Annotated in this window: 10 protein-coding genes; 8 read left to right on the top strand and 2 right to left on the bottom strand. The window is 62.9% G+C overall.

Features of this window, described 5'->3' with window-relative positions; genetic code table 11:
- The first annotated feature begins 79 nt into the window (after window positions 1-79).
- From LDN90_RS18810 to LDN90_RS18795, 4 genes are all read left to right on the top strand, one after another.
- Complete coding sequence (locus LDN90_RS18810) at window positions 80-811, top strand: ABC transporter ATP-binding protein (protein WP_216927376.1); 732 nt, start codon at window positions 80-82, stop codon at window positions 809-811.
- On the top strand, window positions 801-1,742 hold the full coding sequence (locus LDN90_RS18805) for an ABC transporter permease (protein WP_223946647.1): 942 nt from the start codon (window positions 801-803) through the stop codon (window positions 1,740-1,742). Before LDN90_RS18810 ends, LDN90_RS18805 begins: the two co-directional genes overlap by 11 nt.
- Window positions 1,743-1,845: 103 nt before the next feature.
- On the top strand, window positions 1,846-2,403 hold the full coding sequence (locus tag LDN90_RS18800; protein ID WP_223946646.1) for a dihydrofolate reductase family protein: 558 nt from the start codon (window positions 1,846-1,848) through the stop codon (window positions 2,401-2,403).
- A gap of 47 nt (window positions 2,404-2,450) precedes the next feature.
- Complete coding sequence (locus LDN90_RS18795) at window positions 2,451-3,509, top strand: LLM class flavin-dependent oxidoreductase (protein ID WP_223946645.1); 1,059 nt, start codon at window positions 2,451-2,453, stop codon at window positions 3,507-3,509.
- Window positions 3,510-3,517: 8 nt separating this feature from the next.
- On the opposite strand, the gene LDN90_RS18790 is transcribed toward LDN90_RS18795, so the two are convergent.
- A complete protein-coding gene (locus tag LDN90_RS18790) occupies window positions 3,518-6,325 on the bottom strand; it encodes an aminotransferase class I/II-fold pyridoxal phosphate-dependent enzyme (RefSeq protein ID WP_223946644.1) in 2,808 nt (935 codons plus the stop codon).
- Between the two features lie 17 nt (window positions 6,326-6,342).
- Entirely contained in the window at window positions 6,343-7,794 is a 1,452-nt protein-coding gene (locus tag LDN90_RS18785; protein WP_223949331.1) for an amino acid permease, read from the bottom strand.
- Between the two features lie 388 nt (window positions 7,795-8,182).
- On the opposite strand from LDN90_RS18785, the gene LDN90_RS18780 reads away from it, so the two are divergent.
- The 4 genes from LDN90_RS18780 to LDN90_RS18765 all read left to right on the top strand — a co-directional run bounded on the left by LDN90_RS18780 (window position 8,183) and on the right by LDN90_RS18765 (window position 13,723).
- Window positions 8,183-9,799: a helix-turn-helix domain-containing protein gene (locus LDN90_RS18780; RefSeq protein ID WP_223946643.1), complete on the top strand. Its 1,617-nt coding sequence runs from the start codon at window positions 8,183-8,185 to the stop codon at window positions 9,797-9,799.
- Window positions 9,800-9,803: 4 nt separating this feature from the next.
- Window positions 9,804-10,715, top strand: coding sequence for a glutaminase (locus tag LDN90_RS18775; protein ID WP_216927365.1), 912 nt, complete (start codon window positions 9,804-9,806; stop codon window positions 10,713-10,715).
- Window positions 10,716-10,875: 160 nt separating this feature from the next.
- Window positions 10,876-12,153, top strand: a complete 1,278-nt coding sequence (gene cobA, locus LDN90_RS18770; RefSeq protein ID WP_223946642.1) for a uroporphyrinogen-III C-methyltransferase — start codon at window positions 10,876-10,878, stop codon at window positions 12,151-12,153.
- A gap of 103 nt (window positions 12,154-12,256) precedes the next feature.
- Window positions 12,257-13,723 (top strand): FAD-dependent oxidoreductase, encoded by a 1,467-nt coding sequence (locus LDN90_RS18765; RefSeq protein ID WP_223946641.1) that lies wholly within the window; start codon window positions 12,257-12,259, stop codon window positions 13,721-13,723.
- The last annotated feature ends 185 nt before the right edge of the window (window positions 13,724-13,908 follow it).

Genomic DNA, 13,908 nt, shown 5'->3' with positions numbered 1-13,908 from the left:
TCCCCTCCGAATCAGTGGTGGGGAGCGGGCCAGCCTTCAGCCACATCAGCTCCACCAAATCAACACGAAGGACGGGACCATGCCAGTCGTACTCGAGAACCTGGGCAAGCGCTTCGGCGACGGCGCCCCGGTGCTGGACGACGTCAACGCCACCATCGCGAAGGGCGAGTTCGTCGCCCTCCTCGGTGCGTCCGGCTGCGGCAAGTCCACACTGCTGAACATCATGGCGGGACTTGAGCATCCGACGTCGGGCGCTCTTGAGGTGCCCAGCGACGGCGCGGCTTTCATGTTCCAGGACTCGGCACTGTTCCCATGGTTGACGGCGCGAGGCAACATCGAGCTCGCACTTCAGCTGGCTGACAAGTCCAGCACCAAGGCCAGCCGCCGCGCACGGGCAACGGAACTGCTGGAGCTAGTCCACCTCGGCGGTGCTGGCGACAAGCGTCCGCACGAACTATCCGGTGGCATGCGGCAGCGTGTTGCTTTGGCACGGTCGCTGGCGCAGGACCGGCAGCTGCTGTTGATGGACGAGCCTTTCGCGGCACTTGATGCGATTACCCGCGACCTCCTTCACGACGAACTCGAGCGGATCTGGAAGGAAACCGGCCGCACCATCGTGTTTGTGACGCACAACGTTCGTGAGGCTGTCCGCTTGGGCCAGCGGGTGCTGCTGTTGTCCTCGCGTCCGGGTCGTGTTGTGGCCGAATGGGATGTCACAGAGGAACACCGAACGGATGCTGGTCGCGCTGGGGAGCTGACCGGAGTCATTACCCGCCGGCTACGCGAGGAGATCCGCCGCCATGCCAAGTAACCCCACCACCCAAGAGCGGACCCTTCCCGTGAGCGAATCCAGCGAGCACATTACGTCGCCGTCCTTGAAGGGCAACCCTTCCGAACTCCGCGACCTCGAAGCGGGCCTGGACAACCTCCAGTCCGACGCCGCACGCAAAGCAGGCATCGATTGGAAGCGCGTGCTGCTACCGATCGCAGCGTTGGTTGTACTCGTCCTCGTCTGGCAGTTCTACGTTTCCCTTGGCCTCAAGCGCCGTGACCAGGTACCCGGGCCCCTTGATGTGCTGAACCAACTCGTGACGCTCTGGGGCGAAGGCAAGGTCCAGGAATCGGTATGGACATCCCTTCAGCGTGGCTTGGTCGGCTTCCTGATTTCGGTTGTGGTCGCTACGCCTGTGGGCTTGTTGTTGGCGCAGGTTGCTCCTCTCCGCCGCGCGTTTGGGCCACTGATTTCCGGGCTCCAGGTGTTGCCGTCCGTGGCTTGGGTTCCTGCAGCGATCATCTGGTTCGGCCTGACCGACGGCACCGTGTACTTCGTAGTCCTCATGGGTGCCATTCCCTCGATCATCAATGGCCTGATCTCCGGTGTTGACCAGATCCCACCGCAGTACCGCAGCGTGGGCACCGTCCTGGGTGCGAACCGGCTGCAAATGGCCCTGCAGATCGTCCTTCCTGCAGCACTTCCCGGATACATCGGCGGGCTGAAGCAGGGGTGGGCTTTCTCCTGGCGCTCGTTGATGGCCGCGGAAATCATCGCCGTGGGTGGCACTATTGGCTTCGGCCTGGGCTCCCTGCTTGACCAAGGACGTGCGTTGTCAGACATGGCCGTGGTCATGTCTGCGATCCTGTTGATCCTGGCCGTGGGCATCCTGATCGAGCTCCTCGTCTTCGGCCCGATTGAGAAGCGCCTCCTCCAGCGTCGTGGTTTGCTGGCGGGGAGCAGCCGCTAGGGATTAGTTCTTAAAGCAACGCGGGGTCAGATACGGCCGATGTTGAAGCCAAACATGGGCCGTAACTGACCCCGCGTTGCTTTTGGGGGCCTAGAATCGGCGCATGGGCCTTCTAACGTTCAGCATCAACTTCACCTTGGACGGTTGTGTGGACCACCGGGAGGGCATCGCGGACGACGAAACGCACGCCCACTTCACCCGTCTCTTGGACGAGAGCGGCGCGATGCTCTGGGGGCGCACCACCTACGAGATGATGGAGAGCGCTTGGCCAGCGGTGGCCCGCGGCGACGTCGATGCCCCGCCGGCGATGCGCGAGTGGGCGCTCAAGTTGGAGACCAAGCCGAAGTACGTCGTCTCGGCGACGCGGAGCGAGTTCCCGTGGACAAACAGCCACCACGTCGTCGGTGACCTGCGCACGGCGGTGCAGGAGCTCAAAGATCGGACTCCCCGCGGAGTGCTTCTCGGCAGCGGCAAACTCGCCACAGCGCTGGACCGGCTGGACCTGATCGACGAGTACAAATTCCTCGTCCACCCCATGATCGCGGGGCACGGCCCAACCCTGTACCAAGGCGGACTGCCCAGTACCCGGCGACTTGAGCTGATCTCGGCGCAGCCGCTCAGCAACGGCGCGGTCGCCATGCACTACCGACGCGCTGGATAAGTTTCTTCGCGAGGAATTCCTGGGCCGCCTCAAGAGTTGTCCCGGACATGCACAACAAACGGATCGGCTTCCTTTCCTTCGGCCATTGGGCACGCGTCCCTGGCTCGCTGGTGCCGTCGGCCGGCGAAGCAATCAAGCAGGGCATCGAACTGGCCGTGGCCGCAGAGGAACTGGGGATCGATGGAGCGTTCTTCCGTGTGCACCACTTTGCCCGGCAGCAAGCGTCCCCGTTCCCGCTGCTCGCCGCGATCGCGGCAAGGACCAGCAGGATCGAGATGGGCACCGGCGTGATCGACATGCGCTACGAGAACCCGCTTTACATGGCGGAGGAAGCTGCCGCAACGGATCTGATCAGCGACGGCCGGCTTCAGCTCGGCGTGAGCCGCGGTTCACCCGAGCCTGCCCTGAATGGTGCCGCCAACTTCGGCTACGTCCCGGATGAAGGCGAGGACACCGGGGACATGGCGCGGCGTCACACGGCGCTCTTCCGCAAGGCCATTGCCGGGCACGGTGTGGCCCAGGCCGATCCCCACTATGCGGGCGGAGCCACCGGACTTCTGCCCATCCAACCGCTCTCCCCAGGCCTTCCACAGAGGATCTGGTGGGGTGCCGGCACCCGCAAGACTGCAGTTTGGGCCGCTGAGCAGGGCATGAACCTGATGAGTTCAACCCTCCTGACCGAAGACACGGGTGTCCCGTTCGACCAACTGCAGGCCGAGCAGATCCAGATGTTCCGCGAAGCCTGGGCAGCCGCGGGTCACGATTTCGAGCCGCGCGTTTCAGTCAGCCGCAGCATCCTGCCGATCGTCGATGAGGTGGACAACCGCTACTTCGGCCTGCGCGCCCAAGCGGACCGGCAGGACCAGGTAGGAATTCTCGACGGCGCGTTGTCCCGTTTCGGGAAGAGCTACATCGGAGAGCCGGACGCCTTGGCGGAAGAACTCGCAGCCGATGCAGCCGTCCAAGCTGCCGATACCGTCCTGCTGACGGTGCCCAACCAACTGGGGGTGGAGTACAACGCGAAGCTCCTGGGGAACGTCGCGAAGTACATCGCACCTGCTTTTGGTTGGGTCCGCCAAACACCTGAGTCCCGACAAAACGCCTGAGTTACGCCCTACGAAGCAGCGGGCAACCGCCCGATGCCCGCCGCTTCAACGGCAGTCTCCGTAACACCAGCTTCCGAGGAGCCGGACCCCGAAACCGCAGACCCATCCACGAAGACCCGGTAGCCACGTTCGTGATCGAAGCCATGGATCTCGCGGGTGTCCAAAGCAGCCATGAACTCCAAAGTTTGCCGCGTGATGACCTGGCCTGGGACGAGGATGGGGAAGCCGGGCGGGTACGGCGTGACGAAGCCAGCGGAAATGACTTCCTGCCCGGCCCGAACTGCAAGGGCCAATTCCTCGGCGGACAAGTAGGCCGTGGATTCGGGCTTGTAGCTTTCGAAGTAGGCCGCGCGGATGTCGCCGTCTTCGCAGGCATCGTCCACACGGAACCGCGCAGCGAACGTGCTGAAGTCCGGGAGCGGTGGTGTCTGCGCAATCACCGCTGATCCTCCGGCCTGCGGAGATGCAGGCGAAAGCACGGGCACTGTCCGCGGTCGCGACGAGGGATGGGGGTTTTCGAATCCCTCGGCGAGTTTGACCAGGACCTCGATCAAGTACGCCACGGAACTTCGCGAGGTACCGATGTTGGTCATGAACAACACAGTGTTCCGGGACGTCTTGTTCACTTGGATTCCGTGATCGTCCATGAGGTAGCTGTGGCGGAACGTGTCGCCGTCGATTCCTGTCCTGCTGATGTCCAGCGTGAGGCGGCTGGGATCAATAACGAACTCATCGCGCTGCCAAGCGTCCTCAAGTTCCGCCAATCCCTCCCGCAGCGGCATGGCGGCGCGGGTTTCGCGGTATTGGGGCTCGATAAGGTCCCGTGAGGTCAACACCCGGAAGTATTTCTTCAGCAGGGGATGCCGTGCGACTGCTTGTGCCACCGAGACGGCGAGGTCGGACTGCTTCTGGACCAAACCAAAACCCTCCAACTCCACCTGTCGCCGGCCAATGTCCAGGGAAGCCAGGATTTGGTAGTTGGGTGAGGTGGAGGTGTGGGTCATGTACGCCTCGCGGAAGGACTCCTGGTTGGACGCCATGAAGTCTTGGTCGTACACATGGATCATCGAACCTTGGCGCAAGGACGTCAGGGTCTTATGTGTTGACTGGGTAGCGTAAACCCTGATGCGCGCCTTGGCAGGGTTGGGAATCAGCCGCCTGTTCAGCCATGCCTCGTCATCAAGGGGTTCACCGGTTACGGGGTCATGCAGGGCCGCTGCTTGCTCGGCGTACCGGGCCGCGTAGGCAGGGCTGCTGAAGGAGGCTTCCAGTGCGGCTGCTGAAGCCATTGCCGTTCGACGCCGGTAGATGGGGTGGGAGCGGGCGAAAGCAAACCATGCCTCATCCCAGAGGAAAACCAGGTCGGGTTTGATGGCCAGGCATTCCTCCATGACACGCTCGACGTCGTAAACGATTCCATCAAAGGTGCAGTTGGTCAGCGTCACCATTTTGACTTCGTGCAGCCGTCCGGCCCGCCGGTACTCAAGCAGCCTGCGCTTCAAACTCGCCAAGGGCACAGCGCCATAGAAGGCGTATTTGTCCAAGGGGTAGGCATCCAGATATGAAACGCGGGCCCCGGCGAGCACGAAGGCGTAGTGGTGGGACTTGTGGCAGTTCCGGTCAACCAGCACCACGTCACCAGGTGCCAACAGTGACTGATGAACGATCTTGTTGGCCGTGGACGTGCCATTGGTAACGAAGTATGTTCTCTGCGCTCCGAAGGCCCGCGCGGCAAGGTCCTGCGCCTGCTTGATGGATCCGTGCGGGTCAAGCAGGGAATCGAGGCCGCCGGACGTTGCCGAAGTCTCTGCCAACAGTAGGTTGGTCCCGTAAAAATCGGCCATGTCCCGGATCCAAGGGGAGTTCCCTACGGATCCACCACGCGAAATGGGCAGCGCGTGGAAGACGCTTGCAGGCCGGCGGCTGTAATCCTGCAGGGCAGTGAAGAACGGAGCGTCGTATCGTTCTGCAACCCCGGACAATAGTGACAAGTGCAGGTCCAGGTGATCCTGCCTGCGGAAAATCCTGCGGAATTTCCTGGTCAGTGATCCGGCCAGGGACTCGATGGAGACGCCCGCCACCAGATAGACATCCAACTCGGGCCTGAGACCGGATATCTCCTCGGCCAGACCCAGGATCCGTTTGACGGGCCGCAAGGCCTGGAGGCCTTCGGGAGTGTGCCCAGCCAGGAACCGGCGGAGGTCGCTGCCCAGCAGCTGGGAGCTGCGAACGGAAAAGCCCGGGCGAAGGATCACGGCCTGGATATCTGGATTAAGCAGGACGGCGACCAGCGCGTCTTCGTAGCTGGGAACCACATTGATTTCGTAGGTGAAAGCATCCGATGGGCGCCGCTGGGCTGCCATGTTGTTCTTCAGCGCCTCCGCTTCCTGGGGCGTGATGTTGTCCACCACCAGAACCTCGAAGCGCGGACGTTCAGCCTGCTCGGCTTGTGCAGCCTCGTCCTCCAGCGACTCCTGGACAAGCCCGGAAACTGAACCTTGCTCGGCTCCGGAAGCCAATGGAAGGTGCGCCAAACCGGCCAGAAGCTCGAGCGCGGCGTGGGGGTCGCCGTCGTCGACTAATTGGCGCAACTGTGCCACAGCGGCAACGCCCGGTTCTGCCCAGTAGGGCTCCACGGCGTCCAAGAGGGCAAAAGTCCGGCTGATCTGGGAGTGCAAACCCGAGTCGGACGATCCGGACTGACGGTCCAAGTCCAGCTGCTTGATGGCATATCCCAGGAACTCCCAAGCATCGGCGCGCGACCTCCAGGCGCGGCTGGGCGTGCCAATTTTTGGAAGGGGGGAGAGGGTGCTCATGTGACGTGTTTTCTCTTTCAAACTGAGGGCGGGTTCAAAGCGGACTGCTCATTACGGATTCGGCCACGGTGGGCATACCAGCCGGCCACCAGCAGCGGCGCCAGTACCAGCAGGGAAGCGAGCACCCATCGGCCCGTCTCCGAGAAGCCCATGGTGACCAGGACAAAGGCCAGGAATCCGAGGGTGAGATAGGAAGTAAAAGGGGCGCCGAAGAGTCGGAATGCGGGCCTGGCTACTTTGCCGCTGCGCACCCAAGCCTGCAACTTGATGTGGCAGAGCATGATGGTGGCCCAACCGCCGATGATGCCCAGCGCGGAGACCTCGAGCACGATTTCAAAGACCTGCGACGGAACGATGGCATTCAGGCCCACGCCCATCAAGGTGATGACGGCAGTCAGAAGGATGCCGCCGTAAGGGACACCGGAAGCGCTGATGCGGGCGGTAAAGCGGGGAGCTGAGCCCTTGATTGCCATGGAACGCAGGATCCGGCCGGTGGAGTACAAGCCTGCGTTGAGGCTTGAGAGGGCGGCGGTCAGAACCACGAAGTTCATCACGGAGGCCGAGATCGCGCCGGCCTGGGGATCGCCAAGGTGCGAGAAAAAGGTCACGAACGGCGATTCACCGGACTTGTAGGACGTGAAGGGCAGCAGAAGCGAAAGCAACAGGACGGAGCCGACGTAGAAAATGCCGATACGGAGGACCACCGTGTTGACGGCTTTGGGCATGACCTTGTGCGGGTTGGCGGTTTCGCCGGCGGCGGTGCCCACCAGCTCAACAGCTGCGTACGCGAAGACGACGCCGCTGATCGCCAGGAGCGGGGCCACCGCACCCGTAGGGAAAAGGCCGCCGTTATCGGCAATGACGTTCAGGCCGGGAACGCCCACATCCGTCCGGCCACCAAGGACAATGAAGCAGATTCCGACGACGAGGAAAGCCACCAACGCGCCCACCTTGATGAGGGCGAACCAGAACTCCATCTCGCCGAAGATCTTCACGGACAACAGGTTCAATGCCAGCACCACCACAAGTGCGATCAGGGCAATGAGCCACTGGGGGACGTCGTTAATGGGTTGCCAGAACTGGCCCCAAAACTTCACGTACAGGGCCACAGCGGTCACATCCACGATTGAGGTCATGGCCCAGTTCAGGAAGTACAACCAACCGGCCGTGTAGGCCATTTTCTCGCCGTAAAACTCACGGGCATAGGAAACGAACGAGCCTGAGGCCGGGCGGTAGAGAACAAGCTCACCCAATGCGCGCAGGATGAGGAAAGCAAAGAATCCGCACACGGCGTAGACCAGGACCAAGGCCGGGCCTGAACCATTGAGGCGGCCGCCGGCTCCCATGAACAGCCCCGTACCGATCGCGCCGCCTATGGCGATCATTTGGATCTGGCGGGGCTTGAGGGTCTTCCGGTAGCCCGATTCTTCCGTTGAGAAATCCTGGCCTGGCTCCTGGGCAACAAGCAGGGGGCCGGCCTCGTCGGACCGGTCGGGCGCAGCAGAATGCGCTGAAACTGACGTGGGTATCACTTGGGGGTCTCCTTTGACTCCGGCGCCGCCGTCGGCAGCTCAACAGTCCCAAATGGCACAGACGTGCTGTGTGCGCTGGCGCGATGCACAGCGTTTGTGGCGTTGGGGACAGTCAATAACTCTAGATCTCAGGCGAATCCCGCAAATTGGCTGGCGAACCAAATTCAGGGCCCGGCTCTTGTGCCAGCTGGACAACACTGGTGTCCTGAAGGCCCGGTAATGTTTCTGGCTGTGCGCGATTGCGCAGGAGCATGGGCAGGACTTCTTCAATGGCGAAGGACGTCCGGTTGACCCGAATTGAATACGAGAGGAAGCGATAGCTTCGTTGAAGGCCCTGGACATTGACGACGACGGCGTCGTCACCTTGCTGAGCGACGTACTTGAAGACCTGGGCGTGGACAACGCACGGTTGTTGCTTGCTCCGGACACGGACAACATGACGGTTCGTGAAACCGTCATTGTGGATGCAGAAGATGAGGATGCCACCCGTCCTGGGTCCTTGGTGATGCTCATCGGCGCCCGTGGACGTGTGGCGCTGCCGGCAATCCGCCGGATCATCAGCGGCCGGCCCACCGCGGTGGCAGTCAAGGGCAACGAACGTGAACTCGAAGCCGTGGCTGAACTGCTGCAATCCACCGGTATCGGATTGGTGGCCGTAGCCCCGGGCCTTCGCTGGGACAAGTTCGAAAGCGTCGCCGTGGACCGTATCCGGGAACGCGGTGTATCCGGGGGGAACCCCACCACGGTGCACAGGGACTTGTTCGCCATCGCCCAAACAACCGCAACCCTGACCAATGGCCACGTAGTTATCGAGGATCCAGGAAACAGGGTCCTCGCCTACTCGCCGGCATCCAACGATGTTGATGAGCTGCGTCGCCTGTCCATCCTTGCGCGGCGCGGACCGGAGCGGTACCAGAAACTCCTTAAGGAATCGGGCGTCTACAAGCATCTTCAGGCAACCGAGGAACCCGTCCATGTGGAGGCCAACCCTGATGCCGGCCTTCGGGAACGCGTGGCGATTGGCATCCACGCGGGAAGCCGGGTGATGGGCTACATCTGGCTGCAGGAAGGTGCCGAGCCGTTGGCGCCGAACACTGACAGGCTGATGATCGGTGCTGCCCGGCACGCCGCGATTGAACTGGTGCGCCACAGGAACCAACAATCCCAATCGATGCGCGAAGACCGGGTGTCCAGCCTGCTCAGCGGTACGGCACAAGTTCACTCGCAGGCCCAGTCGGCGGGCATCGACCCCTCCAAACCTGCTGCCTTGGTGCTGATTTCGGCGGGCGGGCTGGACCAGAGCGCCCCGGGGCAACAGCTCCGAAGGGGTGAGCTCTCCAATCTCGCATCCATCCACGCGGCGGCTTACCGTCCGGGAGCAGTGGTGGGAGCCCTGGGCACGGAAACAGCGATCATCCTGCCGGACCTGGACCCGGTGAAGTCCCTGCCCGCGATCAACCGGCTGGTCAACACGATCGTGCGGGACGCCACCACGCACCTGCACTTCCAGGTCCAAGCAGCCGTGGGCCCGATTGTTCCGCGGCTGGACGCCCTGTATGCCACGCTCGACCACGTCCGCAGCGTCCTCAAAGTGCTGCAGAGCACTCCGTCGATCCGTGTTGCGTCCTACCGGGATGTCGAAACCACGGTCCTCACCAACGAGTTGCTGGATCTGCTGGAAACCCGGAAAGGGCTACGGCACCAAGGCATAGCGAAGCTCTGCGACCGATACCCGGAGTTCGCTTTGACACTGCTCACGTACCTCGAATTCTTTGGCGACGTGAACCGCTGCGCGGAGGAACTGGCCATCCACCGCAACACCGTTCACTACCGGCTCCGACGTGCTTGCGAAGAGGCCGGCCTGGACCTGCAGTCAGCGGACGAACGATTGCTTGCCCACCTCCAGATAAGACTGTGGACCTACGCAGAGGCCAGGAGCTAGAACCTTGGACATCCAGAATCTCCTCGACGACATCGTCGGGGCAGTACAGCCGCACGTCGGGCAAGGCAACGTTGCCGACTACATTCCGCAGCTGGGAGCCGTAGACCCCCACCAGTTCGGCATCTCCATCGCAACCCGGGACGGTGACGTCTACTCCTCAGGGGACGCGCACGTGCCCTTCTCCATCCAAAGCATTTCCAAGGTGTTCGCGCTCGCCTTGGTGTTGGCCTTCGACGGCGATGGCATCTGGAAGCGCGTCTTCCGTGAACCTTCGGGCAACCCATTCAACTCGTTGATTCAGTTGGAGAGCGAGGACGGGATTCCCCGGAACCCCTTCATCAACGCCGGCGCGATCGTCGTCAGCGACCGGCTCCTCAGCGTCACGGGAAGCGCAGCCCTGGCTGTCCGCGACCTGATGCGCCGCGAAACCGGCAACTCTACTGTGGCCGCGGACCACTATGTGGCGGCGTCAGAACTCCGCAACAGCCACCGCAATGCCTCCCTTGCCCACTTCCTGGCCAGCTGCGGCAACCTGGAGAACCCCGTGGAAGCCGTCCTCGAGTCCTATGTGGAGCAGTGCGCCCTGGCCATGACGTGTGAAGACCTCGCGCTCGCAACCCGGTTCCTGGCCGCGAACGGCGTAGGAGCGGACGGCACGCGGTTGCTGTCCCCAGCCCAGACCAAGCGGATCAATGCCGTCATGCTCACTTGCGGGACTTACGACGCCGCCGGTGAATTCGCATATCGCGTCGGTCTCCCGGGAAAGAGCGGTGTCGGGGGCGGAATCGTCGCGGTGGTCCCCAACAAATGCGCCATCAGTGTCTGGAGCCCGGGCCTTGGGCGGTCCGGGAACTCGGTGGCAGGTGTGGCAGCCTTGGACGAATTCACGACGCGCACGGGCTGGTCTGTTTTTTAGAGGCTTGGGTTTTTTGCGGCACGCGTTTTTTGCGGCACGCGTTTCCTGACGTTTGCCCAAGGAAACAAGGGATGAATCGTATGTGACGCTGGATTACCCAGCGTTACCGGGTGTTTCCGAGCCTTTGAAGCATGTTACGGCGCCGCCCTACAGTTTTTTCATGGCAATACAGGACATTTACCCCACGGCGCTTCGGCTGCTCGGCCGCCCGGTGCTGGTTGTGGGCGGCGGACCGGTCGCGGAGCGCCGTGCCAAGGGACTGCTCGACGCCGGTGCGAAAGTCACCGTGGTCGCTCCCGTTGCCTCCGAAAACCTCCGCGGACTCGCCGATGCCGGACTTCTCACCTGGGAGCCGCGCGAGTACCGCACGTCAGACCTCGACGGCGTCTGGTTCGTTCAGACCGCCACGGGCACTGCCGCTGTGGACACCCAGGTAGCAGACGACGCCGAAGCGCAGCGCATCTGGTGCGTCAACGCCTCTGACCACGAATCCTCAGCTGCCTGGACGCCCGCAGTGGCCGTGGTGGATGACGTCAAGATCGCCATCAACGCCGGGGGAGACCCGCGCCGTGCCATGGCCCTTCGCAATGCTGTTGCCACTGCCCTGGAAGCGGGGGACCTGCCCCTGCGCCGTCACCGCAAACCGGACGCATCCGGCACGACGCCCGCTGGCTCTGTTGCGCTCGTTGGCGGCGGCCCTGGCGACTCGGGACTCATCACAGTCCGGGGTCGACGCTTGCTGGGCCAGGCCGACGTCGTGGTTGCTGACCGTCTTGGCCCGCGTGAGCTGCTCAAGGAACTGGCTCCGGATGTCCGGGTGATCGAGGTCGGCAAGACGCCGGGCCACCATCCCGTGCCGCAGCTTGAGATCAACCGCATCCTCGTTGACGAAGCCCTCAAGGGCAACCGCGTGGTCCGCCTCAAAGGCGGCGACCCCTATGTCCTGGGCCGCGGTGGCGAGGAAGCAGAGTTCTGCCGGCAGAACGGCGTCGAGGTTGAAGTGGTGTCCGGTGTGACGTCGGCCATTTCGGTTCCTGCCGCTGCAGGTATTCCCGTTACGCATCGCGGCTTGGCCAAGGGTTTCAGCGTCGCCACCGGTCACGAAGAGCTTTCCGAAGTGCCGGCTCGGCCGGATCACACTGTGGTGTTGCTCATGGGAGTGGCGCAATTGCGCGATTCCGCGGCTGCCCTTGCTGGCTCGGGTCTGCCTTTGGACACTCCAGTGGGTATCGTTGAGAACGGGTATTTGCCGGACCAGCGCGTCACTATCGGCACGTTGGGAACCATCGCGGACCAGGCTGAGGCCGTCGGCGTGGCCAATCCCGCGGTCATAGTGATCGGCGATGTTGTCCGTGTCAGCCCCTTCGCCCCACAGCATTTCAAGACCGCTGATTACAGCACGATTTCCCCCAACCGTCCCCGCGTCCGCACCAACTAAGCCCCCTTACCCAACTAGGTCGCACTTAAGCGCGTTTTGAGCCCTCAAAACGCGCACAGCTGCTACTTAGTTGGGAGGACTGAGAAGAAGAAGGAACACAGCCGTGTCAATTAGCACCCCCGTAGGTTCTGCGGACCGTCCGCTTCGCGTCGCCGTCATCGGCTCCGGCCCTGCCGGCGTGTACGCAGCAGACATCCTGACCAAGAGCGAAGCCGTCAAGAGCGGCGAACTCAACGTCAGCATCGACCTCTTTGACCGCTACCCGGCACCGTACGGCCTCATCCGCTACGGCGTCGCCCCGGACCACCCGCGCATCAAGGGCATCGTCAACGCCCTGCACAAGGTCCTGGACCGCGGCGACATCCGCTTCTTCGGCAACGTTGACTACGGTACGGACATCTCCATCGAGGACCTCCGCAAGCACTACGACGCCGTCATCTTCGCCACTGGCGCCATCAAGGACGCGGACCTGAACATCCCGGGCATCGAGCTTGAGGGTTCCTTCGGCGGTGCCGACTTCGTCTCCTGGTACGACGGACACCCTGACGTTTCACGCGAATGGCCGCTGGACGCCAAGGAAATCGCCGTCCTCGGCAACGGCAACGTTGCCCTTGACGTCGCCCGCGTCCTCTCCAAGCACGCTGATGACCTCCTGGTCACCGAAATCCCGGACAACGTCTACGCTGGCCTGAAGAATTCCCCGGTCACAGACGTCCACGTCTTCGGCCGCCGCGGCCCGGCGCAGGTGAAGTTCACCCCGCTGGAACTCCGCGAACTCTCGCACTCCAAGGACGTAGACATCATTCTCTACGCCGAGGACTTCGAATTCGACGAAGAGTCCGACCGCCAGGTCCAGACGAACAACCAGACCAAGACCATGGTTGGCACGCTCACCAACTGGATCGCCGAGCAGCCCGAGGACCTCTCCGAGCTCAAGGCCTCCCGTCGCCTGCACCTGCACTTCCTGCACAGCCCGGTTGAGATCGTTGACTCCCCGGAAACCCCGGGCAAGGTTGCCGGCATCAAGTTCGAGCGCACCGAGCTGGATGGCACGGGCAACGCCCGCGGTACCGGCGAGTTCGTCGACTACCCGGTCCAGGCCGTTTACCGCGCTATCGGCTACTTCGGTTCGGCCCTGCCGGATGTCGAGTTCGACCACAAGAAGGGCGTCGTGACCAACGACGGCGGCCGCGTCCTGGACGCCGACGGCCAGCACGTGCCGGGCCTTTACGCTACGGGTTGGATCAAGCGTGGTCCCGTGGGCCTCATCGGCCACACCAAGGGCGACGCCCTCGAGACCGTTACGTACCTCTTGGAGGACCGCGAAAACCTGCCGTTCGCCGAGGTTCCTGCGGCAGACGCCGTCGTGGATCTGCTCGACTCCCGCGGCGTGCAGTTCACCAGCTGGGAAGGCTGGCTGGCTCTGGACGCCCACGAGCTCGCGCTCGGTGCAGCAGCCACCGAGGCCGGCGGCTCCCACGGTGTTGAGGTTACGCGTGAGCGCATCAAGGTTGTGCCGCGCGAGGACATGGTCAACATCTCCCGCGACGGGGTCTCCGCCCAGGTCTAAACCAACGCGGGGTCACTTTCGGCCCATTAAGGTCTCTCCCATGGGCCGTAAGTGACTGTGAGGATTGGGGTGGCTGGTCTGGGACTGGCTGGCAGAGTGGTAGTAGTCGTTCTGCCTCGCGGGTGTGACTCTGTAAGTGACTGGCCCTGTAGAGGGTGCCTTTGAGTGGGATCTGTCCGTCCGCG

Origin of the sequence: Arthrobacter sp. NtRootA1 (genome assembly GCF_019976975.1) — a bacterium.
GTDB lineage: Bacteria > Actinomycetota > Actinomycetes > Actinomycetales > Micrococcaceae > Arthrobacter > Arthrobacter aromaticivorans.
The sequence above is the reverse complement of the archived record's forward strand: the minus strand, read 5'-3'. Positions and strand labels throughout refer to the sequence as shown.